Source organism: Pseudescherichia sp., from assembly GCF_031998825.1.
Classification (GTDB): Bacteria; Pseudomonadota; Gammaproteobacteria; order Enterobacterales; family Enterobacteriaceae; genus Pseudescherichia.
The window spans coordinates 124,272-146,938 of the sequence record NZ_DAMACX010000004.1; the positions used below are offsets into that span (position 1 = coordinate 124,272).

The following is a 22,667-nucleotide window of genomic DNA, read 5'->3' on the forward strand; positions in this document are numbered from 1 at the left end:
ATGAGCCAGCTTGACGTCATCCAGTTCAGCCACCTGGCGCTGGGGCTATGGTATCCCTTTGTGCGAATCATGGCCTTTCTCCAGTATGGGCCGATATTCGACAGTAAAGCCTTCAGCGTGCGCATCCGTATTATCATCGCGCTGGCGCTGGCCGTTATCCTGACCCCGCTGGTGCACCCGCCCGTGCCGCAAGGGCTGCTGAACCTGCACACGATTATTCTCACCGTCGAGCAGATCCTGTGGGGGGTGCTGTTTGGCCTAATGATGCAGTTTATCTACCTCACGCTCCAGCTCGCCGGGCAGATCCTCTCTTTCAATATGGGTATGAGTATGGCGGTGATGAACGATCCCAACAGCGGGGCATCCACCACCGTGCTGGCAGAGTTTATCTACATCTACGCGGCGATCCTTTTCTTTGCCGTAGATGGACATCTTCTGCTGGTGAGCATTTTCTACAAAGGTTTTATCTACTGGCCGCCAGGCAGTGCGCTGCTGCCGCAAACGCTGCGCAGCGTCTCCCTCGCCCTGGGCTGGGTATTCGCCTCCGCGATGCTGCTGGCGCTGCCGGCGACCTTTATTATGCTGATCGTCCAGGGCGGCTTTGGCCTGCTTAACCGTATCTCCCCAGCGCTGAATCTCTATTCGCTGGGCTTTCCCATCGCGATGCTGGCCGGGCTTCTCTGCTTTGCCGCCCTGCTCTCTACGCTGCCCGACCACTATCTGCAGCTGGTTAATCGCGTGCTGACAGAGTTTGATGCCCTGCGGGGGACGCATGGCTGACGCGGCAAGTGACGAGAAGACCGAAAAGCCCTCGGCGCTGAAGCGGCGTAAGGCACGGGAAGAGGGGCAGATCCCTCGCTCAAAGGATATGGGTCTGGCCGCCAGCCTGCTGGCAGCCTTTATCGTCGTCAGCAACAGCTTTCACTGGTATCGCGACTTCGTCTATGAGGCTTTCCTGACCGTGCACCAGTATGGACAGCATATCGGTGAGCCAGAGATTCTGGGCCAGTTTTTACAGCACAATTTGCTTATCCTGCTTAAGTTTATTCTCACCCTTACGCCGCTGCCGCTGGCGGCGCTTTTCGCCTCGTTGATACCGGGCGGCTGGATCTTTTCGCTGAAAAAGATCTTTCCCGATCTCAGCAAAATCAGCCCGCTGAAAGGCATCGGCCGCCTCTTCTCCAGCGAGCAGGTTATCGACGTTGGCAAGATGATGCTTAAAAGCCTGCTGGTTCTGCTGCTGCTGGCGGTCAGCCTTCGCCATCACTTCACCGCTTTTCTCGATCTGCAAAGCCGCTACTTTGCGCCTGCGGTTAGCGAGGGGCTATCGCTCTATAAGGACGTCATGCTGAACGTCGTGATGCTGTTTATCCTGTTTGCCCTGCTCGATGTCCCGCTGGCTAAACATATGTTTACCAAAGGACTGAAGATGACGAAGCAGGAGGTGAAGGATGAGTACAAAAACCAGGAGGGCAGTCCGGAGATCAAAGCCAGGGTACGCCGACTACAACGGCAGATGGCGCTGGGGCAGATCCGCCGCGTGGTCCCGCAAGCCGACGTGGTGATAGCTAACCCGACTCACTTCGCGGTGGCGTTGCAGTATGACCAGGGGCGGGCGGCGGCCCCGTTTGTGGTGGCGAAAGGCACCGACGAGGTGGCGCGCTACATTCGCGAGGTAGCTCAGGAGCATCACATCGAGGTGGTGGAGTTTCCGAAGCTGGCCCGCGCGGTCTACTACACCACCCAGATTAACCAGCAGATCCCCTGGCAGCTTTTTCGTGCGATCGCTCACGTCCTGACCTACGTCCTGCAGCTTAAATCCTGGCGGGCAGGCATGCAGGAGCGCCCCGCGCTCAACCGTCATATTTCCATTCCGAAAGAGGTCCTGAAGCAGGATGCAGAAACAGATTAAACACGTGCTCACGGCGCTGCGCAGCAGTCGGCCCGGCGTTCCGTTACTTTTACTGGCTATTCTGGCGATGGTGATCCTACCGCTGCCGCCCATGCTGCTGGATACGCTCTTCACCTTTAACATTGTGCTGGCGGTGCTGGTGCTGCTGGTCAGCGTCTCAACGAAAAGGCCGCTCGACTTTAGCCTGTTCCCGACGGTGCTGCTCATTACTACCCTGATGCGTCTGACCCTCAACGTCGCCTCTACCCGCGTGGTGCTGCTGTATGGCCACGAGGGGATCGGCGCGGCGGGCAAAGTCATTGAGTCCTTTGGCCAGGTGGTCATCGGCGGTAACTTTGTGGTCGGGTTCGTGGTGTTTATCATCCTGATGATCATCAACTTTATCGTGGTGACCAAAGGGGCAGAACGTATCTCTGAGGTATCGGCGCGCTTTACCCTGGACGCTATGCCGGGTAAACAGATGGCAATCGACGCCGATCTCAACGCCGGGCTGATTAACCAGACCCAGGCGCAGACCCGGCGTAAGGAGGTAACCAGCGAGGCGGATTTCTATGGCGCAATGGACGGTGCGTCAAAGTTTGTGCGTGGTGACGCCATCGCCGGGATGCTGATCCTGGCCATCAACTTGATTGGCGGCGTCTGCATCGGCATTTTTAAATACGATCTGAGCGCCGAGTCCGCTTTCCAGCAGTATGTGCTGATGACCATCGGCGATGGCCTGGTCGCGCAGATCCCCTCCCTGCTCCTGTCGACGGCGGCGGCGATTATCGTTACCCGCGTCAGCGACAGCGGAGATATCTCCAGCGCCGTTAAAGCGCAGCTGCTGGCCTCGCCGGCCACAATCTACACCGCCGGTGGCGTAATGTTCGTACTGGCCATCGTGCCGGGGATGCCGCATCTCCCCTTTCTGCTCTTCTCCGCCCTGCTGATATTTACCGGCTGGCGGCAGAGCAAACGGCCGCAGGCGGCGCAAACGGATGAGAAGAGCCTTGCTACGCTGAGCAAGGCGCTGACGGAAACCCACGAGCAGCAGGTTAGCTGGGAGACAATCCCGCTGATTGAGCCGGTCAGCCTGAGCCTTGGCTACCGTCTGGTCTCGTTGCTGGACAAAGCCAACGGCAGCCCGCTGACCCAGCGCATACGTGGCCTACGCCAGGCGCTCTCCGAGAGCAACGGCCTGCTGGTGCCGGAGATCCGTATTCGCGAGAACTTCCGTCTCAAGCCGACCCAGTACGCTATCTATATCAACGGCATTAAAGCCGACAGCGGCGATATTCCCGCAGACAGGCTGATGGCGCTGCCCTCGGCGGAAACCTATGGCGAAATTGACGGCGCGCCGGGAACCGATCCGGCCTATGGGATGCCCGTCACCTGGATTACGGCAGGGCAAAAAACCAAAGCGCTCAATCTGGGCTATCAGGTTATCGACTCGGCGAGCATTATCGCCACCCATCTCAATAAGGTTGTTACCCGCTTTATCCCCGACCTGTTTAACTATGACGACGTGACGCAGCTGCACAACCGCCTTGCCTCGCTGGCACCCAAGCTGGCGGAGGATCTGGCCAGCGCCCTGAACTATAGCCAGGTGCTAAAAGTCTACCGGGCGCTGCTTACCGAGCGCGTCTCGCTGCGCGATATTGTGACCATCGCCACCGTGCTGGTTGCCAGCAGCGCGGTAACTAAGGATCCGATTTTGCTGGTCTCGGACGTGCGCCTCGCCCTGCGCCGCAGCATCACTCACGAACTGGTGCGCAATGAGGAGCTGGCGGTCTATACCTTAAATAACGATCTGGAGAATCTGCTGATCGGGGTCGTCAATCAGGCGCAGCAGAGTGGGAAAGTCATGCTCGACAGCGTACCGCTCGATCCCAATATGCTAAGCCAGTTCCAGCAAAATATGCCTCAGGTTCATGAGCAGATGAAGGCGGCAGGCAGAGAGCCCGTGCTGCTGGTTGCTCCACAGCTGCGTCCGCTGCTGGCCCGTTATGCGCGTCTGTTTACCAGCGGCCTGCAGGTGCTCTCCTATAACGAAGTACCGGATGAACTGGAGCTAAAAATTCTCGGCACGCTGAGTTAACCAGGCGTGCGAACGGTACTGTTCAGCAGGATGCGCTTTCCACCTAAGAAGCGCGCCTGCCAGAACGCGTCTGACAGGTCGCTAATGCGGATCTGCTCCCCGGTACGTGGCGATTCGATAAAGCGGTTGTTGCCGAGATAGACGCCAACATGATCGGCTTTATCACGGGAGTGAATACCAAAAAAGAGTAGATCGCCGCGTTTGAGATCGTTGTCCGCTACATCCCGTGCCTGCCGGTAGTGATACATTTCGTTGGCGGTCCGCGGCAGCCTGGCCGCCAGCAGCGGATTAAAGGCGTAGAAGATCAGTCCGCTGCAATCAAAGCCCTCCTCCGGCGTTTCGCCCCCCCAGACGTAGGGCTTGCCAAGCTGCGCCTGTAAACGGCGTATCGCTTTTTCAACCACCGACTGAAGATGCAGGGAGCCTGCCGGAAACGAGGGGGAAAACCACTCGGGGTGGCGTTGCAAAATGGCACGGTTCTGCGCACGTAGTGCGGCTTTTGCCTCACTGCCGCCGCGGATCACCGGCGTTGGCGCAGGACTTTTCGCCTTTACCTTCGCCAACAACAGGCGGTTCTGCATGCGCTGGCGGGGGGTCGTTTTGGCTGCTGCGCCAGGGGGTAACGAAGCCGCGACGATAGCGGTGATAAGTAGCCCAGCCAGCAGCGGCTTAGTCAGGCTCATGCCTTGTCCCTGGAGGGGAGGCCTGTTCCAGCTTGCTGGCCAGCGGCTTAACGATCTTCTCGCCCTGTGCGCCGAAGAATTGATAGAGCGTATCGGAAGCTGTGTGGGTTAAAACCATAATCTCTATCCGCCGGTTGTCCGCTCCCTGTGGATTATGGGCATCCAGCAGCATACGATCGGCCATTGCGCTGACCTGCATCACTTTATCCTCTGGCATCCCCGCCTGCCCCATGACCCGCCGGGCAGAAAGGGCACGATCCCCGGAGAGGTTCCAGTTGTTGTACCCCGCCCCCTTGTAGCGCATCGCATCGGTATGGCCGGTAATAATCAGCCTGTTATCGAGCGAGTTGAACACTGGCGTCAGCTCGGTTAACAGCGAGCGGAAGAACGGCATTATCGTGGCGCTGCCGCGTTCAAACATGCTGCGCTTCTGGTTATCCTTAATCAAAATACGCAGCCCCTGCGGAACAATCTCCATCTCAAGATTGCTCTCCATATGGGCCTTCAGGGCAATCTCGTTGATGCTGTTGGCGAGTTCCCCCAGCTCCCGCGCCGATTTTTGCCTCATACGCATTGCCGCATTGCTGGCCTCGCGCATTTTTTCCCGCTGATTTTCATCGCTGCGGGCTGGCCGATCTCTATCGCTCTCTCGCGCCTGTTCGCTACCGTGGCTACCGGTGGCCAGGGTGGCGACCTTCCGGGGAAGATGACTGAGCGGAGCCATACCGCCGCCAAAAAAGATGGACTGCCCATGCAGCGCAGCCACAATCTCTTCCCGATCGGACTGGCTGACGCTGTTAACAATCCACAGGGTCATAAAGAGCGCCATCATGGCAAGGGTGAAATCGGCAAAGGCCACTTTCCAGGCACCGCCGTGGTGACCAGCATGGCTCTTTTTGATCTGCCGACGGATAATCGTGGTCTTTTTCCCGCGATCGCGTCGGTTTGCGGTCGCCATTACTCCTCCTCCAGCATGGCGTTCACCCAGGCATCAAGGTTGGCAAAGGTCGGCTTCGACGCCAGATGCAGCAGCTTACGGCCGGCATCCACCGCCAGCAGCGTCGGCTTGCCCCCGGCCTGCGCCACCAGTACGGTGCGTACGCACTCGAGCAGGGAGTGCTCGGCTCGTGCCTGCTGCTCCATCGCATTCGCCAGCGGATCCATAAAGCAGTAGCAGAAGAAGACTCCCAGAAAGGTCCCCACCAGCGCAGCCGCTACCTTGAGGCCAATTAGCGCAATCGAGCCGTCGATGGACTGCATGGTGATGATGATCCCCAGCACCGCCGCGCAGATACCAAACCCGGGCATCGCCTCAGCCGTACGCTGCAGCGAGCGCGAGGGCGTCAGCAGCTCCTCCTCGATTGTCTCCAGCTCCTGATCGAGGATCCCCTCCAGCTCATGGGCATCGATTTTCCCCATCGCCATCAGACGAAAGTTATCGGCAATAAACATCACCAGCCGTTTTTGTTTTAATATCAGCGGGAATTTCTGGAATATTGTACTCTCCTCCGGCTGCTCAATATGCTGGTCAAGCATGCGTAGCCCGCCGGTTTGTACCATTTCGAGCAGTTCATACAGGCACATTAAAAGCTGACGCTGGAATTCCGCGCCGAGTTTTTTCTTGCTAATAACGCCCTTTATCTGGTGAGCTATTTCACGCAGCACGTGTAGCGGGTTGGCAATAATCATCGATCCGATGCCCGCCCCGATAATGATCATAATTTCTGCAGGCTGCCAGATCGCCACCAGCTGACCACCTTCAACAAAGTAGCCGCCAAAAACGCAGCCCAATATGATTAATAACCCTAATATTTTTTGCATGAATGTTCCGCAACGGTTAATGAGAGAAGAAATAATTGCGTAGCTTCTCCGCTATCTTTTTATTAAGCTGACAAATTCTGGCTTCGCTCAGGTTGAGCACCAGGGCAATCTCTTTTAAATTCATATCCTGTTGATAATATAAAAAGAGAATTTGCTGCTCTTTCTCTGACAGAGTTTGTAGCGCCCGGCTCAGCATATGCTGGGTAATAACGTGATCCTCCAGCCCTTTTCCCTGCAGCGGCAGTTCGCTATGCCCGTCGCTTAGCAGCTCATCCAGGCTCTCCAGCACATCGGCACCCTCCAGCGCAAGATACTCCTGATACTCTTCAGCGCTTACGCCGTCAGCTTCCAGCTCGGCAGGCTCCGGCTCGCGTCCCAGAACTTTTCGCCGCTCACGGATCAGATCTTTAATGTGATAAAACTTTTGTCGAAGCTGCCGCGGGCGCCAGTCAAGGCGTCTTAGTGCATCCAGCACCGAACCACGGATACGCTGTGCGGCGTAGCCGCCAAACCCCTCATCAGGCTTACCATAGCGGCGCAGGGCATCCAGCAGGCCGATAAGCGCGATCTGCTGCATGTCCTCTCTCTCCATGACGCTACTGCACTGCGGCGCAAGCTGTCTGACGACCTTACGAACCAGCGGCAGATAGGCCTGCAGATAGTGACTCTCCTGGGACGCCGTTAGCGGTGGCAGGGTCTGAAACGCCTGCATCTCATAGGCGGCTGGCATGGTCTTTTTTCCGGTTTATGCCACTCATTACTGGAAAACCAATTTGCTAATTAATATATCGGTATAGCGTCCGGGGGTAGCTCTCTTCTTCAGTTCGCGATTTAACGCAGTAACAAGCAGAGATTTTATTTCACTGATTTTAAACGCGCGTACCTGCTCATACTTGATATCTGCCAGCGTGGTTAAAATAATGCTTTGGTAAAGCGGTTCATCGGCAAGGATTTTTTTGGACGCCTCCTCACTCTCTGCCACCATTGTTAGCGCCAACAGCATATAGTGATCCTCTCCAGCAGCATCGCTAAGCGTAATGACTGACTCTTTTAATGAAACGAAAATATCGTCTTCATGCTTTTTTTTCTTTTCCGTCGCTCTCTTTTCTACGGGGGTGTCAACAGCAGGCTTGTGCGTCTGCATATAATTAAAAACGATCCATGCCGCACCACCACCAACCATAATAAAAAGCACCGCGCCAACAAGGCTGGCCAAAACTATTTTTTTCATTCACTTATCACACTTTAATTAATACGGAGTCGCTCGATTTCAAACCGGCCTCTTCAGCCTCCAGCTCGACGGCGGAGATTATCTGCATGGGAGATGGCTGGTTATCGCGCTGCCGTTGCGACTGGGACTGCGACTGACCATCAGGGGAGACCTGCACCTCTACCTGCACAAAGTTCTGCTGGGTGAGCTGGGCCCGCAGTGCCTCACCGCACTGCTGTAGCGTGCGGCAGACGTCCGCCTGTGACGCGCCGATATGCACCGTCAATTTGCCTGCGTCGAGCTGAATGGCGATCTCCAGCTTGCCCAGCGACGGCGGATCGAGACGGATAGTTGAGATCTGCTGCTGCTGACCGAGCTGAAAATGGATATTCTCTTTAAGCATGTGGACAAGCGCCTCGCCCCACTGCGCGGCACGGGTATCCACATGGATCATACGCTCCGGCTGCATCTTACCCGGCAGAAAGCGCACATCGTCGGCGATAAAGCGGGTATGGGCCGCCAGCGAAGCGGGCTCTACGCTGTCATGGCGACGTTTTTCACCTGGCGCATGGTGCAGCGCAGCGGGCCGCTCTGGCCGGGGAGACTCAGCCTGACCGCCTAACGAGGCTACCGCGGGTAAGTTATCGGCGGACAAACGGACCTGCTCGGCCAGCTGCTTCGGGGTTACCGCAGCGGCCTGCGTTGGCAGTGCGACTTGTGCTAACTGCATTGATACCTCAGGCTGTGCCCACTGCGTCGCCTGCGTCAGCTTCTCTGCCACGGCAGGTCGTTCGGGCATCAGCAGCACGGACATTAGGGTCTCCAGTGCATGGGGTACCGTCTCATCTTTCTGGGCATGTTTAGTCTGCTTGTCGCCAGGCTCATGCTCTTCTGCGTCATCGCCCCGCGTTTGCAGCCGCTCCCGAAGCGCATTTTGCACCGCTTCCGGTAGCGTGAAGAGGTGCGCCTGCAGGCTGCCCTCCTCCTGCGGCTGAATGGACGCCGCCGTAAGCCGCTGGGCCAGCGCACCGGTGATTAAGCTCAGCGTATTCATGGCTGCTCCGACACGATATTAACCAGCGAGTAGGCCAGCACGCCTTCACGCTGCTGACGATGTTTTTCCATCCGCGCCTGCAGCAGCGCTGCCCGTTCGCTTCGCCGGGCGATGATCTCGCCGTAGGCCTGGCGCAGCCGTGCCTTGAGCGCCTCCAGCTCCGCCTCCGGCGGCTGGCTCGCGCAATACGCATTGAACAGCGTCATCAGGCGGGTATGCAGCGCGGGCATCCTGCGCCAGCGCTGTTTATTCAGCGCTTCGTTCATCGCCTCCAGCAGCTCAGCAATCTGCTTATTTACGGTTTGCGTTTCCATTGGTTAACCCAGCTTTTTTGCCAGCCCCTGCCAGCCCTCATGCAGGTTGTTCAAAATCAGCACAACCTCGTCTATTTTTTGCGTATTGAGTTCGCTGCTGGCTTCATAGAGGCGATAGACACAGTGGTCATAAAGCCGCGCCAGATTCAGCACCAGCTCGCCGCCGTTTTCAAACTCCAGCGAGCTGGTCAGCGCGTTAAGGATGTCGATGCACTTGTTAATGCTTTTGGCTTTGCGATCGTAGCGTTTATGCGTGATATGGCTTTTGGCACGCTCCAGCTCCTCCAGCAGGCCGGTGTAGAGCACCAGCACCAGATCCAGCGGTGATGCCGAGGCCGTGCGGGAGGCCAGATCGATCTCTTTATAGTGGCCATAGCCGTTTTCAGATGCATACATAGCGTAACGTCCTCTTTTTCCGTATTGCTCAGGCAAATGCCGCCATGCTGACCTGCATCGAGTAGATTTCAACCATCGTAGAGGTGTACTCCGCCAGATAGCGCTCGTAGGAGGCGTTGTAGGTCTCCTTTACCTGATCAACTTCGCGGGTGAGCTTGTCCTGCTCTTCACTAATGGCGTCCTGACGCTGAATGATGATGCCGCTGTTATCGTCGAGATACGTCTCCATCACGCTATCGAGCTGAGCGGTCATGCTGTCATCGCCAACGAACAACGCATTCAGCCCCTCTGGGTTCTCTGCCATCGCCGCGCTAAACTGCTCGGACTCAATCTGCAGGTGGCCCTCTGCGTCAAGCGCGATGCCGTAATCGAGCATTGAGACGCCGTTATAGGTGGCATGCGTAATGCTCTGGATCTGGCGCTCAAGCGAGGAGATACCCGCATCGCCAGCAAAGGGCCCCGCTGCCTGGCCGTTACTGCCAAAGCTGGTTAACGAATCGAGGGTATCCACCAGCGTGTTGTAGGCATCGACAAAGGTCTGCACCTTCTCCTGCGAGGCCGATGCGTCGTTCGCTACGGTAAAGGTGATGGGGCCATCCGCTTCTGAGGTTTCAGCAAAGGTGATCGAGACGCCGGGAATAAGGTCGGTATAGGTGTTAGATCCGCTGGTGATCTCCACCCCGTCTTCCGCTGAACTGCCGAGGTAAATGACAGAGTCCTGCGCAGCAGAGAGATCTTTCTGGGCGCTCATATCGGCGGCAAAGGTCGAGCTGGGATCGATGCCGCTGGTGGAGACCGTAAAAGCGTGGTCTTGCCCGGTCTCATCGGCGGTAAGCATCAATGTTGTCGAATCACCGGTGTTAACCAGCGTGGCGGTCACGCCAGGATTATCTTCCGAATCATTAATCGCATCGCAGAGTTCGCTCACCGACACGCTGCCGTCAGCATTGCCGTCTGCCTGAGCGAGATCGATATCCATCTCGCTGTCGCCCATGGTAATGGTGAACGTACCGCTATTAGGGATATCGCCATTGGCGATATTGAAGGTGCTCTGCTGAGCGGTCGCCAGCTGCTGAACATAAAACGTATAGGTGCCCGCCTGCGCTTCGGAATTCGCTGTTGCGGTGGCAGAGTCGTTGTTTGCCTTAACCGTATTCACCACCGGGCCGCTGGTCTCGCTGTTCAACGCATCTACCGCCGACTGGAACGACGTCATGGCGCTGTCCAGCGTCGATAGCGCAGAGCTTTCGGTGTCCAGGTCGGTTTGCTGGCGTTGCAGCTGGCTCGCCCGAGTGGAGATATCCATCAGGGCGAATTGTTTAGCCATTATTTGCGGGTTTATCATCGTCGCTCCATTTAGTTGCAATCAGGCTTAGCAATAACAGTGCCAACTTTATCTGTTTGAATTTAATAGATTAATTAATGAGAAAGGGAAGTAATGCTTCCGCAGGTAGGGGAAAGACTATTTCCCCTGGAGCCATCGCAGGTAAAACAACCACACCGCCTGGAAGCGGTGCGGTTGAGTAAACGTATTGGCTTATTGCAGCAGGCTGGAAACCATCCCGGACATGCTGTTGGACTGCTTCAGCATGGTGATGCCGGTCTGCATCAGCACCTGCTGTTTCGACATGTTTGAGGCCTCCGTGGCGTAGTCGGTATCCATGATGTTACCAATCGCCACTTCGGTGTTGTCCTGCATGCTTTGCAGGTTGGTGGCCGTGCTGCTCAGACGGTTCATGGTGGCACCCAAGGTAGACTGAATGCTGCCCACTTCATCCATAACGTCCTGGACCGCGCCAATGGTGGCATTTGCTGAATCCAGGGTCATCAGTTCGCTGCCAGCCGTGCCGCTGGCGGATGCACCACCTGCACCGTCAGTACCATAGTCATCGCTAAAGGCCGTGCTCAGCGCGCTCAGATCTGTCGCCAGCTGGGTAACCTGAGAGGAGATGTTGATGGTGATCTGATCGGTAGACTGAGAGCCGACCTGGAAGGTCACGCCAGACGCGCTGGTGAACAGGCCGTTTTCAGATTTATTAAACAGGTTGGTGCCGCCGTTGGTGGTGTTCTGCAGCATGTCGGACATCTCCTGTCCCAGCTCGTCGAACTCGGACTGCATTGCCGTACGGTCATCATCGCTGTACGTTCCGTTAGCTGCCTGGGTAGCGAGTTCGTCCATGCGCCCCAGAATATCGTTCATCTCGTCAAACATGCCGTCCGCAGTTTGCAGCATGGCGGTGGCATCGGCGATATTACGCTGCGCCATGGCCATACCGTCAGACTGGGTCTGCATACGGTTAGCAATCTGCTTCCCTGCGGCATCGTCTGCTGACGAGTTGATACGGTTGCCGGTTGCCAGGCGCTCCATGGACTGGCTCAGAGAGGCGTTGCTTTTGTTGATGGCGTTGACTGCCGCCATAGAGGCGGCGTTGGTATTAATAGATAACATCGTTCTGCTCCTTGAATGCGTGGATCTCAGTTGAGTACAGAACTAAAGCGGCGCACATCGGAAAAAATTAAACAGGCGGGAAAATTTTTTTGCGGGGATGAAAAGAGGATTCAGGGCGTCAGCTTCCGACGCCCGCACTATTACTTCGCCAGAGCGCTAAACTGCCCCAGCACGCGATCGAAAATTGTCAGACCCTGCTGGATCTGCTCCGCATTGATGGTGCACGGCGGTACCACGTGAATACGGTTCTCTACCACAAAGGGCAGCAGCCCGCCGTCGATCAGCGCCTGCTTGATGGCGCCCATGTCAGCGGCGGCCACCGGCGTTTTGCGCTGACGATCGGTTACCAGCTCGATGGCCTGGAACAGCCCCCGGCCGCGCACGTGGCCAATCAGGGCATGCTTCTCCGCCAGCGCCAGCAGGCCAGGCTGTAATACGCCATCGCCCATCGCAGCCGCGTTCTCGACCACCCTCTCCTCTTTCATGGCGTCGAGGGTGGCGACAATCGCTGCCATCGCCAGCGGATGGCCGGAGTAGGTCAACCCCCCCGCGAAGAAGTGGTCGTCAAAGTAGCGAGAGATAGGCTCAGAGATAAGCACCCCACCCGCCGGGACGTAGCCTGAATTCACCCCCTTGGCGAAAGTGATAAGATCCGGCACGATGCCGTCATGTTCAAAGCCAAACCAGCGCCCGGTGCGGCCAAAGCCCGCCATGACCTCATCAATGATGAGAATAATACCGAACTCGTCTGCCAGCGCGCGTACCCCCTGCATATAGCCCTTCGGCGGCACCAGAATGCCCGCCGTGCCGGGGATCGACTCCAGCAGAATGGCGGCAATCGAGGCGGGGCCTTCCACTTCAATCATCCGCCGCAAGTGGGCCAGGGCGCGCTCGCACTCCTCCTCTTCCGTAGCGGCGTTGAACTCGCTGCGGTAGAGGTAGGGGTTGAAGAAGTGAACGTGGCCGCGGGAGTACTCGTTCGGCACGCGCCGCCAGTCGCCGGTGGCCGCGATGGCGCTGCCGGTATTGCCGTGGTACGAGCGGTAGGCGGAGAAAATTTTATCCCGCCCGGTATAGAGTCGGGCCATGCGGATGGCGTTCTCGTTGGCATCCGCTCCGGCGTTGGTAAAGAACACCTTGCTGAACCCTTCAGGGGCCAGCTCAACAATACGCTTTGCTGCTTCGCCACGCATCAGGTTGGCGGTCGCCGGGGCGATGGTGACCAGCGATTCCAGCTGGGCCTTCATTGCCGCCAGCACGCGCGGATGTTGATAGCCGATGTTGACGTTGACCAGTTGGCTGCTGAAGTCGAGCCAGCTGTTACCGTCATAGTCCCACAGCTCGCACCCCTCTGCCCCGGCGATGACCAGCGGATTGAGGTTGCCCTGGGTTGACCAGGAGTGAAATACATACGAACGGTCCAGCTGACGTACATCGTCATTCGTTATCGCCATCTCGCTCTGAAGTGCCAGTTTCATGCCCTGCTCCTTTCATACCGTTGTTGTTGGGTTCATCATGCGGCGGGCGGGCAGCAGGCAGATAGAGCCAGTCCTGCTATCACCCTGTGACAAGGGTGTCACAAAATGCAGCTGAAACTGGCCCTGTGGCGGGCCAGCCGCTGTTTCTATAGTGGTCTCCTGAACTGAACAGGAGAACGAGATGACAACAGCAACGAAAGTGGCGTTTATTACCGGCGCAACGTCAGGGTTTGGCGCGGCCGCAGCGCATGTTTTTGCCCGCGCGGGTTGGGGTGTGGTGTTAAGCGGACGACGTATAGCCCGGCTGGAGGTGCTGAAAGCCGAGCTGGGCGCGCATGTGCCGGTGCATATCATTGAGCTGGACGTGCGCGACAATGCGGCGGTGAAGGCGGCCGTTGCACACCTGCCGGAGGGATTCCGGGATATCACCGCGCTGATTAATAACGCCGGGCTGGCGCTCGCTCCGCAGCCAGCCCAGGCCGTTGAGCTACAGGATTGGCAAACGATGATCGACACCAACGTTACCGGGCTGGTTAACGTGACGCACGCCCTGCTGCCAACGCTCATTGCCCACGGTGCCGGGGCCAGTATTATCAACATCGGCTCCATTGCCGGGCAGTGGCCCTACCCAGGCAGCCACGTCTACGGAGCAACGAAAGCCTTCGTGAAGCAGTTCAGCTACAACCTGCGCTGCGATCTACTTGGCACCGGCGTGCGGGTGACCGATCTTGCGCCGGGGATTGCCGAAACCGAGTTTACCCTGGTGCGTACCAAAGGCGACCAGGCTGCATCAGACAAGCTCTACGGCGGCACCACGCCGCTCACGGCACAGGATATCGCCGAGCAGATGTTTTACATCGCGACGCTGCCGGACCATATGAATATCAACCGGATAGAGGTGATGCCGGTGCGCCAGGCCTGGCAGCCGTTTGCTATTGATCGGGATTGAGGTGATGTGACACCCCGGTGGCGCTACGCTTACCGGGGTGTCACGATTGGAGCTACTTAATCCTATATTGGCCCCACTCTTGTTGCGTGAAAATCCTTGCGGCAGAATGCACTCACCCATTCCGCTGGCAACTGGATGCAAAGAATTGGTTATCAAATATCTGCGCAAGATATGGCATGCATATCCGCGATTACGAAAAGTACCTGCAAGAAACCCGACCTCTTTGGGAGGTTCAAGATGATGACAGAAATCAGAGTTAACTACGAAAAAGCAATTAACCAGATGATCGTGCAGGGCACGAGCCGCCAGGCTCTTTTCGCCTTTATTAACGACATGGTTGATGGTTATGGTCGTGCCGGTGGCTCCCTGGCTTTCAACATCCTTAATGATGCTCTCAATAACGATTTATCAGAAGAGGTGGAAGAGGCTGTTGTCGATGCTCTGGAAGCGCTTAGCGGCCAGTGTCATCGCAGATGCTGGATCGGCTCTGGCGATTATCATCTGGCCCCTAAAGCTGCTTGAATGAAGCCCCTCACAGGGGCTTTTCTGTTCCATTTAGTTGCTTAACGGCTGGTCTGCAAAAATTTCCGTACCCGCTCGGAGTCCGGGTCGGTAAAGAACTTCTCCGGCGCAGCCTTCTCGATCAGCAGTCCCTTCTCCAGGAACACCACCTCGTTAGAGACCTGACGGGCAAACTCCATCTCGTGGGTCACTACCACCATCGTATAGCCCTCGGCGGCGAGGGATTTCATCACCCCCAGCACCTCGCTGACCAGCTCTGGATCGAGCGCTGAGGTCGGCTCGTCGAAGAGGATCACCTCTGGCGACATCGCCAGCGATCGGGCGATGGCCACGCGCTGCTTCTGCCCGCCGGAGAGGGTGATTGGGTAAACGCCCGCCTTATGCCCCATGCCCACCTTTTCTAACTGCTGACGGGCAATCTCGTTGGCCTCGTCGCGTTTCATCCCCTTCACATGCAGCAGCGCCTCGGTGACATTCTGCTGCACGGTTAGGTGCGGCCAGAGGTTAAAGCTCTGGAAGACCATGCCCACGCGCTCGCGAATGCGCGACAGCGCCCGGTGCGACATCGCTTTGCCGCTCTGCTCGTCTACGCCGATGCGCTGGCCGCTGATGCGCACCTCGCCCCGATCCGGCTGCTCCAGCCAGTTCATGCAGCGCAGCAGGGTCGATTTGCCGGAGCCGGAGGAGCCGAGAATACTCACCACCGTGCCCTTCTCCACCGTCAGGTTGATATCCCGCAGCACCTCTACGTTATCAAACTGCTTGGAGAGATTCTTTACGCTTACCGCCGTTGTCTCATGCATGGGTCATTCCTCTTCTGACACCGTAAACGCTCAGTCGCTTAATCAGCAGCTCCAGCAAAATGCTGATGGCCCAGTAGAGGCCAATCGCGACGATAAACGCATTAAACGGAATAAAATAGGTAGATTGCACGCCGTTAGCCGCAGCGGTAATTTCCTGCACGGTAATAATGCTCAGGAACGCCGTATCTTTCAGGCAGATAATGAGCTGATTGCCCATCAGCGGCAGCGACGATGAAAATATATTGGGCAGAATAATGCAGCGGAATATTTTATAGCGGGAAAAGCCCTGAGAGATCGCCGCCTCAATATAACCGGCAGAGAATATGCGCCGCTGACTGCGCAATATTTCAAAGAAGTAGGCCCCGTGATAAATAATCAGTGCCAGCAGACCCGCACTCCATGCCTCCATGCTGATGCCCAGCTCCGGCAGGCCATAATAGAGCAGATAGGCGAGGATTAAAAAAGGGATGGCGCGCATCAGGCTGACGAAGCCGATAATAAGTCGATCGACAACGCGATTTTGATGCTCCATGACGTAGCAGAGCGCAATACCTATCGCCAGGCCAACCACGGCGGCGATAATAAATAGCTCCAGCGTCGCCAGCAGGCCGTTAAAAAAACTCTCCCGCGCCGACCATACGATACTCCACTGATCCATAGATCCTCCTGCAGTCAACGCGCCAGGCGCTTAGCTTTGCGTTCCGCCATGCTCTGCAACTTCAGCAGCAGGCCGATAATCACCACGTAGAGCAGACCGGCGGCGAGGATCGGCGACAGCGGCTCGTAGGTGACCGATGAGATACGGTTGGTGACGCGGGTCAGATCGACCACGCCGATGACCGCAATCGCCGGACTGCCTTTGATCAAAAAGGACATCTCGTTAACCAGCGCGGGCAGGCTCTCAATCCACATCTGCGGCAGCATGATGTAGCGAAAGTAGGTCCAGCGCCGCATCCCCACCGACTCCGCGGCTTCACGCTGGGCGCGGGGGAAGTTACGAAAGGCGTTGCGCCAGATTTCGGCGTTGAACGCCGAGGTATTAAGGGTCAGGGCGACAATCGCCGCCAGGGTTTTATCCATGTTGATGCCGAGCGTCGGCAGCGACAGAAACAGAAACAGCACCAGCGTCACCAGCGGCGTGGCGCGGGCCAGGCTGATGTAGGTCACCAGAATCTGATCGACGATAGGGATCTTCATCATTCTGATAAAGGCGATAACCAGACCTGTCACCACGCCAAAGACGATCGCCAGGCCTGAGATCCAGAGGGTCGTCCATGCGCCTTCAATCAGTAACTGCCATGCCATTGAATCCATGTTGCCCTCCTCGATTAAGTTACGCGCTTATAATCCGGCTAGCTTATGGAACTGCTCAGCGCTGGTGATCGGCTCGTTAGGCAGATCGTCATAGGTTTCGCCAAACCACTTCATCTGCAACTCTTTCAGCCTGCCGGTTTCCCGTAGGTGGTTGATAAATTTGGTCATATAGGCCAAAAGCTCCGGCGAGTTTTTCGGGATCGGCCAAGCCATATAACCCGGACCAGACACCGCCAGCCCCTTGGCGAAGACCTTTGGCCTGGCCTTCACCAGGTCGTTAACCGAGATCACCACGTTAATCACGTAGTCAAGGCGCTTGTTTGCCAGATCGGCGTAGGCTTCCGGATAGGAGGGGTACTCCACTACCGGGCCGAGCTTGCCGCCCTCTTTCTCCAGCATCGTCTTCAGCTCAGGCAGGCGGGCAAGCAGCGCGCTTCCGGCCTGCACGCCCACTTTTTTGCCGCTGAGATCTTTAATGGAATTAAGAGTGTCGTCGCCCGCACGCTTAACAAAATAGTGCTGGGCAGAAGCCCACGGCGGCGTGAAATTAAATACGTTAAGGCGCTCATCGGTAATTACCGCCCCGGTCAGAGCCATATCATATTGCCCGGTAGAGACGGCGGCCAGCAGGCCAGTCCACGGCAAAATACTTTGGTCGATATTGAATTTGGCATATTTTTTCAGCTCGTCGAGCATGTCTTTGTTAAAACCGTCGCTCTTGCCGTCAGTCATAAAGTTAAACGGCGCGTAGTCATCCTCGGTAGCGACTTTAAACGTTCCGGATTTCTCAATTTCAGGTAAGTCTCTGGCTACCGCATGGTGAGAAAATGCCATTACCAGAAGCGCTGCCACACAATATTTGCCGATAACTTTTTTCATCGTTCCACCTTAAATAATATGCCAGGCCGCTGCTGCCGCGATGCTCATACCGCTGCAATAAGCGTGCCGAATTAACGTGACGCCCGAATGTTTGGAGTGCGTTTTTACAATAGGGAGGCTTTGCGCATTCTGAATAGAGCCAGTTCCGGCGTGCGTCCGTGTCAGCGCCGAATAAGCTGGTACAAAACTTGCTGCATGGTGTTAAAGAGGCTGAAGGAGCGCACTATGATTCGTCACTTACTGCATATTCATTTCGACGGCCAGCGCGGTTTGCAGGAACAGGTACGTGAGTCGCTGATCGACGCTATTCTGAGTGGCATTTTTCCTGGCGATGCGCCGCTGCCCTCCTGCCGGGCGCTGGCTGCGCAGCTCAACGTCTCCCGCAATACCACGGCGCTGGTTTTCGAGGGATTAGTCAACGAAGGCTACCTGATCAGCCGTCCACGCAGCGGCTACTACCTGCATCCGGACTACCATGCCCCGCAGCCTGGCACGGCGGCACGGGCGCTGGAGCCGCCTGCACCGGAATATGTTAAAAACGCACCACGCTGGGGCGAAAGATTAAAGATACAGCCCAGCCAACAGGAGTCGATCCTCAAACCCGCTGGCTGGATGCACTATCGCTACCCCTTTATCTACGGCCAGCCGGATACCCACCGCTTTCCGCTTACCACATGGCGCGCGGCGGCGAACTGGCTGCACGGCGGCGTACGCGATCCGGCCTGGGTGGTCGATCATATCGATCAGGATGTGCCGATGCTGATTGAGCAGATCCGTACCCGCGTGCTGCCTAAACGCGGCATCGTTGCCGCCCCGGATGAGATCCTGATTACCCTTGGTTCGCAAAATGCTCTCTATCTGCTGACCCGCCTGCTGATGTCCCGGCAGACGCAGGTGGCGGTAGAAAACCCCGGCTTTCGCGAAGCGATCAATACTTTTTTACTCAGCGACACCAGGATTGTGCCGCACGCGGTGGATGAAGAGGGGCTGGTGCTCGGCGATGCGCCCTGTGACTACTACTACGTGACGCCAGGCCATCAGGTGCCTACAGGGGTGACGATGAGCAGAGCGCGCCGCACGCAGCTGCTGGCGCACGCTGCCCGCCACGATGCGGTGATTATTGAGGACGACTACGACTCGGAGAGTAACTTTATGCAGAACCCGCTGCCGGCGCTGAAGGCCAGCGATCGCAGCGGACGGGTGATCTACGTTAGCAGCCTGTCGAAGGCGCTCTCCCCTGGCCTGCGGTTGGGGTTTATGGTGGCCGATCCGGATCTCATTGACGAGGCCCGTGCTCTCAGGCGTCTGATATACCGCCATCCCCCGGCTAACATCCAGTATCAGATGGCGCACTTTCTCGCTCAGGGCTACTACGAAACCCATCTGCGCCGTTACCACGACGACTCCGCCCGTCGCTGGGAGACGCTGGCCGCCGCGCTACGCACCTCTCTGCCAGAGTGCACGCTGATGGCCGGAAGCGAGCACGCCAACGCCTTCTGGCTGCGGACCCCGCCGTCGGTGAATACCCAGCAGCTGACGTGGCGAGCGGCCCACGCAGGCGTGTTGATTGAGCCGGGTGCACGCCATTTCCTTGATGCCGCGCCGCCGGAGAACTTCTTTCGCATGGGCTTTCATGCCATCAACCCCGACGCCATCGCGCCCGGCGTTGAGGTGTTACAGAGGCAGCTGCAACAGCTGTAATCGTCTGATAAATAGCCTGTTGCCCGGCTGCCGCCTCGGCCGGGTCTAAACTCGCTCTATACTGATTAGAAACAGACAGAAGCGAGTTTACCTATGCCCTTACCCGACTTTCATCGATCTGACGCCTTTACCCTGGGTATTGAACTGGAGCTGCAGGTGGTTAACCCGCCGGGATATGACCTCAGCCAGGACTCCTCCACGTTGATTGACGCCGTCAAAGCCGAAGTGAAAGGCGGCGAGGTGAAACACGACATCACCGAAAGCATGCTGGAGATTGCCACCGGCGTCTGCGGGGATATCCACCAGGCCGCCGGACAGTTCTCCGCCATGCAGCAGACCATCCTGCGCGCTGCCAGCGAACACCATCTGCAAATTTGCGGCGGCGGCACGCACCCGTTCCAGACGTGGCAGCGTCAGGAGGTGTGCGATGACGAGCGCTACGCACGCACCCTGGAGATGTTCGGCTATCTGGTGCAGCAGGCGACGGTGTTCGGCCAGCACGTTCACGTGGGCTGTCCGAGCGGCGATGATGCCATCTATCTGATGCATGGTCTGTCGCGCTTTGTGCCCCACTTTATTGCCCTTGGCGCGGCTTCACCCTACATCCAGGGCACCGACACCCGCTTCGCCTCGTCGCGGCTCAACATCTTCTCCGCGTTTCCGGATAACGGTCACGCTCCCTGGGTCAGCAACTGGTCAGAGTTTGAGGGGCTGTTCCGCCGCCTGAGCTACACCAGCATGATCGACAGCATCAAAGATCTGCACTGGGATATTCGCCCCAGCCCGCACTTTGGTACGGTTGAGGTGCGGGTGATGGATACCCCGCTGACCCTCGGCCATGCGGTGAACATTGCCGGGTTTATCCAGGCGATCTCCCACTGGCTTCTGGCCGAGCGGCCGTTCAAGATGCAGGAGCGCGACTATCTGCTCTATAAGTTCAACCGCTTTCAGGCCTGCCGCTACGGCTTTGCCGGGGTGCTGACCGACGTGCATACCGGTGAACAGGTCACCATCGGCGAGGATATTCAGCGCCTGCTGGATAAAATTGCCCCCTACGCCGACAAGCTGAACGGCAGCAGCGCCCTGGAAGCGCTGGCGCAGTTTGTACGGCGTGGCAAGAGTGAGGATCAGCTGATGCGCGATTTCGTTGCCGACGGCGGCTCGCTGATTGGGCTGGTGCAGAAGCACGCCGAGATCTGGGCGGCCAATTAGAAGAACGCTTGATGTTGCGCCCCTATAGCAAATGGCTGACAATATCGTTTTAACTGACGATTAACATCACCATGACGCACCCGCTTGAATCTCTGATGACGGCCGCAGGTATCTTACTGCTGGCCTTCCTCTCCTGCCTGCTGCTGCCCGCCCCTTCGCCGGGTGGCGCGCTGACCCAGCAGCTTATCGCTACCTTTCATCTGGTCGATGCCAACCAGCTCTACACTCTGCTGTTTTGCATCTGGTTCCTGCTGCTTGGAACCATTGAGTACTACGTGCTGCGCTTTATCTGGCGGCGCTGGTTCTCACTGAACCACTCGTCCCGTTAAGTCGCGCAGGCCATAGACCAGCGCCTCGGTCCATGCGGCATAGTCATGGCCGCTCGACCAGGGGTGGAAGCTGACGCGGTAACCCTTCTCGTCCAGCATTCGGGCAAACTCTGCGCTGTCGCGGTAGATCCCGCCGCCTTTACCTTGCGTCTCAAACCGTCCTGCTTCTACCCAGAAGCGCACCGGGTAGCGCGGTGACTGCTGGTACTGACGCGTCAGCCAGCCGGGGGCTTCGCCTTTCGGTGACCACCAGTAGGAGCCGGAGAGGCTCAGCACGTTACCAAACAGACGCGGGTAGCGCAGCGCCACCCACGAGGAGGCCAGCCCGCCGTAGCTTGCCCCGCCTACCACCGTCTTACTTCGCGTCAGCGCCACGCCATGCTGGCGCAGCCACGGCAGCAGCTCGTAAGCCATAAAATCGGCAAAAGCCGGGTTGGGCGGCAGCTCTTTGCCGCGCCGCGCCGCATCAAGACTGTCAACAAATACCACGTTAACCGGCGGCAGCGCGTGGCGGGCGATCAGCGCGTCCAGCACGCTGGCGGTGTGGTAATCCCCCTGCCAGGTTTTGCCATCAAACAGGATCAACGTCCAGCGTGCGGGCTGCGCCGTACGTGGCTGGTAGAGGGTAATCTCCCGGCTGTTGTTCAGCAGCTCGCTGTGCAACTGGTGTCGGGTTAGCGTGCCGTGGCGTACCGGCTGGGCCATCGCCGCGTTGCTGAAGTAGCGGGCAGACGTAAGATCGAGCAGCGAGGCGCGTTTCCAGCGATCGCTGTGCGGCTCGCTGAGCGTGTGCGGATTGAGGGGATCGGCCTGGGCGCTCACCAGAATGGCGCGCCGCTGCGGCACGGCGCTGCCCGAGAGCTGTGGCACATCCGGCGCCAGCTTATACTGCATCACCGTATCGTTTGGCACCACGTAGCTGCGGAACCAGACGTCGGAGTTGCCCAGCCGGAAGAGCGGATCGTGATCGCCTCCCGGTGAGCCGAGGATGAAGACGTTGCTGCGCGCGCCGCGCCACAGGAAGGTCACGCGCTTGTGGCTGGCATCCACCGGCTCGATCAGCGGCGTCCCTGCCAGTTGGCGCGCCTGCCAGAAGTTCTCGCTGGAGCCTCCGGCAGCAAGCTGGGCCGCCAGCCGCTGTAGTGCCGGGCTGACCGGATCCAGCACCTGAGCCCGGCGCAGCGGCGTAGTCTCGTGCATCTGCCAGCTAAAGCGCCAGCGCATCCCCTCCTCCCCGTGCAGCACCAGTGACGAAGGCTGCTGCACCGGCAGGGCAAAGAGCAGCGACTGCTCGCCGTCCGGGGGGCCATCCTCCAGCAGCGTGCGCAGGCGACGGTTGTTACCATCCAGCAGGCGAGCATCGGTCACGCCATAGAGCGTGGCAGCAACATAGTTCTCCTCCAGCCGCGGCAGCTGAAAACAGACCTCACCGCTGGCATCAAATTTTCCCTGCTGCTCGCCCTGCATCGCTGATGTATTACAGGTCGCCGCCAGCGCGGGTAATGCGCTCAGCCCTATCAACAAACCGCCTACCGCCATCTTCATTATTCACGTTTCCCTACCA

General features: G+C 57.7%; 24 protein-coding genes. 8 read left to right on the forward strand and 16 right to left on the reverse strand.

The annotated features are described in order from the left end of the window. From fliR to flhA, 3 genes are read left to right on the forward strand one after another with little or no spacing between them, the layout of a single operon-like run. Positions 1 to 780, forward strand: a complete 780-nt coding sequence (gene fliR, locus RTP97_RS03340; protein WP_312410897.1) for a flagellar biosynthetic protein FliR — start codon at positions 1 to 3, stop codon at positions 778 to 780. Further along, positions 773 to 1,912, forward strand: a complete 1,140-nt coding sequence (gene flhB / locus RTP97_RS03345) for a flagellar biosynthesis protein FlhB (RefSeq protein ID WP_312410900.1) — start codon at positions 773 to 775, stop codon at positions 1,910 to 1,912. The genes fliR and flhB overlap by 8 nt, the downstream gene beginning before the upstream one ends. Continuing rightward, positions 1,896 to 3,989, forward strand: a complete 2,094-nt coding sequence (flhA, locus tag RTP97_RS03350; RefSeq protein WP_312410902.1) for a flagellar biosynthesis protein FlhA — start codon at positions 1,896 to 1,898, stop codon at positions 3,987 to 3,989. Before flhB ends, flhA begins: the two co-directional genes overlap by 17 nt. Here flhA and RTP97_RS03355 read toward each other — a convergent pair. The 11 genes from RTP97_RS03355 to RTP97_RS03405 all read right to left on the reverse strand — a co-directional run bounded on the left by RTP97_RS03355 (position 3,986) and on the right by RTP97_RS03405 (position 13,394). Next, positions 3,986 to 4,672: a C40 family peptidase gene (locus tag RTP97_RS03355; RefSeq protein ID WP_312410904.1), complete on the reverse strand. Its 687-nt coding sequence runs from the start codon at positions 4,670 to 4,672 to the stop codon at positions 3,986 to 3,988. The genes flhA and RTP97_RS03355 overlap by 4 nt on opposite strands. After that, positions 4,659 to 5,630 carry a putative lateral flagellar export/assembly protein LafU gene (gene lafU, locus RTP97_RS03360; RefSeq protein ID WP_312410905.1) on the reverse strand — a complete coding sequence of 324 codons (972 nt, stop codon included), beginning with the start codon at positions 5,628 to 5,630 and terminating at the stop codon, positions 4,659 to 4,661. The genes RTP97_RS03355 and lafU overlap by 14 nt, the downstream gene beginning before the upstream one ends. Continuing rightward, entirely contained in the window at positions 5,630 to 6,493 is an 864-nt protein-coding gene (gene motA / locus RTP97_RS03365; protein ID WP_312410907.1) for a flagellar motor stator protein MotA, read from the reverse strand. The genes lafU and motA overlap by 1 nt, the downstream gene beginning before the upstream one ends. A gap of 16 nt (positions 6,494 to 6,509) precedes the next feature. After that, positions 6,510 to 7,223: a FliA/WhiG family RNA polymerase sigma factor gene (locus RTP97_RS03370; RefSeq protein ID WP_312410908.1), complete on the reverse strand. Its 714-nt coding sequence runs from the start codon at positions 7,221 to 7,223 to the stop codon at positions 6,510 to 6,512. 27 nt (positions 7,224 to 7,250) lie between these two features. Then, complete coding sequence (fliL, locus tag RTP97_RS03375; protein WP_312410910.1) at positions 7,251 to 7,724, reverse strand: flagellar basal body-associated FliL family protein; 474 nt, start codon at positions 7,722 to 7,724, stop codon at positions 7,251 to 7,253. A 7-nt stretch (positions 7,725 to 7,731) separates the two neighbouring features. Next, complete coding sequence (locus tag RTP97_RS03380) at positions 7,732 to 8,757, reverse strand: flagellar hook-length control protein FliK (RefSeq protein ID WP_312410911.1); 1,026 nt, start codon at positions 8,755 to 8,757, stop codon at positions 7,732 to 7,734. Then, positions 8,754 to 9,071: a flagellar protein FliT gene (locus RTP97_RS03385; RefSeq protein WP_312410913.1), complete on the reverse strand. Its 318-nt coding sequence runs from the start codon at positions 9,069 to 9,071 to the stop codon at positions 8,754 to 8,756. Before RTP97_RS03385 ends, RTP97_RS03380 begins: the two co-directional genes overlap by 4 nt. Positions 9,072 to 9,074: 3 nt before the next feature. Continuing rightward, complete coding sequence (fliS, locus tag RTP97_RS03390; RefSeq protein ID WP_312211378.1) at positions 9,075 to 9,467, reverse strand: flagellar export chaperone FliS; 393 nt, start codon at positions 9,465 to 9,467, stop codon at positions 9,075 to 9,077. A 28-nt stretch (positions 9,468 to 9,495) separates the two neighbouring features. Continuing rightward, entirely contained in the window at positions 9,496 to 10,812 is a 1,317-nt protein-coding gene (fliD, locus tag RTP97_RS03395; RefSeq protein WP_312410916.1) for a flagellar filament capping protein FliD, read from the reverse strand. A 192-nt stretch (positions 10,813 to 11,004) separates the two neighbouring features. Continuing rightward, entirely contained in the window at positions 11,005 to 11,916 is a 912-nt protein-coding gene (locus RTP97_RS03400) for a flagellin (RefSeq protein ID WP_312410918.1), read from the reverse strand. A gap of 140 nt (positions 11,917 to 12,056) precedes the next feature. After that, on the reverse strand, positions 12,057 to 13,394 hold the full coding sequence (locus RTP97_RS03405; protein WP_312410920.1) for an aspartate aminotransferase family protein: 1,338 nt from the start codon (positions 13,392 to 13,394) through the stop codon (positions 12,057 to 12,059). Positions 13,395 to 13,575: 181 nt separating this feature from the next. Here RTP97_RS03405 and RTP97_RS03410 point away from each other — a divergent pair, with 181 nt between their 5' ends. Beyond that, entirely contained in the window at positions 13,576 to 14,343 is a 768-nt protein-coding gene (locus RTP97_RS03410) for an SDR family NAD(P)-dependent oxidoreductase (protein WP_312410923.1), read from the forward strand. A 237-nt stretch (positions 14,344 to 14,580) separates the two neighbouring features. Next, entirely contained in the window at positions 14,581 to 14,865 is a 285-nt protein-coding gene (locus RTP97_RS03415; protein ID WP_312410924.1) for a hypothetical protein, read from the forward strand. 41 nt (positions 14,866 to 14,906) lie between these two features. Here RTP97_RS03415 and RTP97_RS03420 read toward each other — a convergent pair whose 3' ends face one another. Genes RTP97_RS03420 through RTP97_RS03435 form a run of 4 tightly spaced genes read right to left on the reverse strand, consistent with a single transcriptional unit; the run spans position 14,907 to position 17,861 of the window. Then, complete coding sequence (locus tag RTP97_RS03420) at positions 14,907 to 15,668, reverse strand: amino acid ABC transporter ATP-binding protein (protein ID WP_312410926.1); 762 nt, start codon at positions 15,666 to 15,668, stop codon at positions 14,907 to 14,909. Then, positions 15,661 to 16,326: an ABC transporter permease subunit gene (locus RTP97_RS03425; protein WP_312410928.1), complete on the reverse strand. Its 666-nt coding sequence runs from the start codon at positions 16,324 to 16,326 to the stop codon at positions 15,661 to 15,663. The genes RTP97_RS03420 and RTP97_RS03425 overlap by 8 nt, the downstream gene beginning before the upstream one ends. A 14-nt stretch (positions 16,327 to 16,340) precedes the next feature. Continuing rightward, positions 16,341 to 16,982, reverse strand: a complete 642-nt coding sequence (locus RTP97_RS03430; protein WP_312211367.1) for an amino acid ABC transporter permease — start codon at positions 16,980 to 16,982, stop codon at positions 16,341 to 16,343. Between the two features lie 27 nt (positions 16,983 to 17,009). Beyond that, positions 17,010 to 17,861 carry a transporter substrate-binding domain-containing protein gene (locus RTP97_RS03435; protein ID WP_312410930.1) on the reverse strand — a complete coding sequence of 284 codons (852 nt, stop codon included), beginning with the start codon at positions 17,859 to 17,861 and terminating at the stop codon, positions 17,010 to 17,012. Between the two features lie 225 nt (positions 17,862 to 18,086). On the opposite strand from RTP97_RS03435, the gene RTP97_RS03440 reads away from it, so the two are divergent. The 3 genes from RTP97_RS03440 (at position 18,087) to RTP97_RS03450 (ending at position 21,103) form a co-directional block, all read left to right on the forward strand. Beyond that, positions 18,087 to 19,562 (forward strand): PLP-dependent aminotransferase family protein, encoded by a 1,476-nt coding sequence (locus RTP97_RS03440; protein WP_312410932.1) that lies wholly within the window; start codon positions 18,087 to 18,089, stop codon positions 19,560 to 19,562. 93 nt (positions 19,563 to 19,655) lie between these two features. Beyond that, complete coding sequence (locus RTP97_RS03445; protein ID WP_312410934.1) at positions 19,656 to 20,774, forward strand: YbdK family carboxylate-amine ligase; 1,119 nt, start codon at positions 19,656 to 19,658, stop codon at positions 20,772 to 20,774. Between the two features lie 71 nt (positions 20,775 to 20,845). After that, positions 20,846 to 21,103: a DUF1158 domain-containing protein gene (locus RTP97_RS03450; RefSeq protein WP_312410936.1), complete on the forward strand. Its 258-nt coding sequence runs from the start codon at positions 20,846 to 20,848 to the stop codon at positions 21,101 to 21,103. Here RTP97_RS03450 and RTP97_RS03455 read toward each other — a convergent pair. After that, complete coding sequence (locus RTP97_RS03455) at positions 21,080 to 22,648, reverse strand: alpha/beta hydrolase-fold protein (RefSeq protein ID WP_312410937.1); 1,569 nt, start codon at positions 22,646 to 22,648, stop codon at positions 21,080 to 21,082. The genes RTP97_RS03450 and RTP97_RS03455 overlap by 24 nt on opposite strands. Between the last annotated feature and the right edge of the window lie 19 nt (positions 22,649 to 22,667).

What these genes read in the sequence shown, in the direction of transcription:
- fliR (WP_312410897.1), top strand. Translation starts at nt 1, where the DNA reads ATGAGCCAGCTTGACGTCATCCAGTTCAGCCACCTGGCGCTGGGGCTA.
- flhA (WP_312410902.1), top strand. Translation starts at nt 1,896, where the DNA reads ATGCAGAAACAGATTAAACACGTGCTCACGGCGCTGCGCAGCAGTCGG.
- fliD (WP_312410916.1), bottom strand. Translation starts at nt 10,812, where the DNA reads ATGATAAACCCGCAAATAATGGCTAAACAATTCGCCCTGATGGATATC.
- RTP97_RS03445 (WP_312410934.1), top strand. Translation starts at nt 19,656, where the DNA reads ATGCCCTTACCCGACTTTCATCGATCTGACGCCTTTACCCTGGGTATT.
- RTP97_RS03370 (WP_312410908.1), bottom strand. Translation starts at nt 7,223, where the DNA reads ATGCCAGCCGCCTATGAGATGCAGGCGTTTCAGACCCTGCCACCGCTA.
- RTP97_RS03400 (WP_312410918.1), bottom strand. Translation starts at nt 11,916, where the DNA reads ATGTTATCTATTAATACCAACGCCGCCTCTATGGCGGCAGTCAACGCC.
- lafU (WP_312410905.1), bottom strand. Translation starts at nt 5,630, where the DNA reads ATGGCGACCGCAAACCGACGCGATCGCGGGAAAAAGACCACGATTATC.
- RTP97_RS03430 (WP_312211367.1), bottom strand. Translation starts at nt 16,982, where the DNA reads ATGGATTCAATGGCATGGCAGTTACTGATTGAAGGCGCATGGACGACC.
- flhB (WP_312410900.1), top strand. Translation starts at nt 773, where the DNA reads ATGGCTGACGCGGCAAGTGACGAGAAGACCGAAAAGCCCTCGGCGCTG.
- fliS (WP_312211378.1), bottom strand. Translation starts at nt 9,467, where the DNA reads ATGTATGCATCTGAAAACGGCTATGGCCACTATAAAGAGATCGATCTG.
- RTP97_RS03355 (WP_312410904.1), bottom strand. Translation starts at nt 4,672, where the DNA reads ATGAGCCTGACTAAGCCGCTGCTGGCTGGGCTACTTATCACCGCTATC.
- RTP97_RS03405 (WP_312410920.1), bottom strand. Translation starts at nt 13,394, where the DNA reads ATGAAACTGGCACTTCAGAGCGAGATGGCGATAACGAATGACGATGTA.
- RTP97_RS03455 (WP_312410937.1), bottom strand. Translation starts at nt 22,648, where the DNA reads ATGAAGATGGCGGTAGGCGGTTTGTTGATAGGGCTGAGCGCATTACCC.
- RTP97_RS03425 (WP_312410928.1), bottom strand. Translation starts at nt 16,326, where the DNA reads ATGGATCAGTGGAGTATCGTATGGTCGGCGCGGGAGAGTTTTTTTAAC.
- RTP97_RS03450 (WP_312410936.1), top strand. Translation starts at nt 20,846, where the DNA reads ATGACGCACCCGCTTGAATCTCTGATGACGGCCGCAGGTATCTTACTG.
- fliL (WP_312410910.1), bottom strand. Translation starts at nt 7,724, where the DNA reads ATGAAAAAAATAGTTTTGGCCAGCCTTGTTGGCGCGGTGCTTTTTATT.
- RTP97_RS03380 (WP_312410911.1), bottom strand. Translation starts at nt 8,757, where the DNA reads ATGAATACGCTGAGCTTAATCACCGGTGCGCTGGCCCAGCGGCTTACG.
- RTP97_RS03420 (WP_312410926.1), bottom strand. Translation starts at nt 15,668, where the DNA reads ATGCATGAGACAACGGCGGTAAGCGTAAAGAATCTCTCCAAGCAGTTT.
- motA (WP_312410907.1), bottom strand. Translation starts at nt 6,493, where the DNA reads ATGCAAAAAATATTAGGGTTATTAATCATATTGGGCTGCGTTTTTGGC.
- RTP97_RS03415 (WP_312410924.1), top strand. Translation starts at nt 14,581, where the DNA reads ATGATGACAGAAATCAGAGTTAACTACGAAAAAGCAATTAACCAGATG.
- RTP97_RS03435 (WP_312410930.1), bottom strand. Translation starts at nt 17,861, where the DNA reads ATGAAAAAAGTTATCGGCAAATATTGTGTGGCAGCGCTTCTGGTAATG.
- RTP97_RS03385 (WP_312410913.1), bottom strand. Translation starts at nt 9,071, where the DNA reads ATGGAAACGCAAACCGTAAATAAGCAGATTGCTGAGCTGCTGGAGGCG.
- RTP97_RS03410 (WP_312410923.1), top strand. Translation starts at nt 13,576, where the DNA reads ATGACAACAGCAACGAAAGTGGCGTTTATTACCGGCGCAACGTCAGGG.
- RTP97_RS03440 (WP_312410932.1), top strand. Translation starts at nt 18,087, where the DNA reads ATGATTCGTCACTTACTGCATATTCATTTCGACGGCCAGCGCGGTTTG.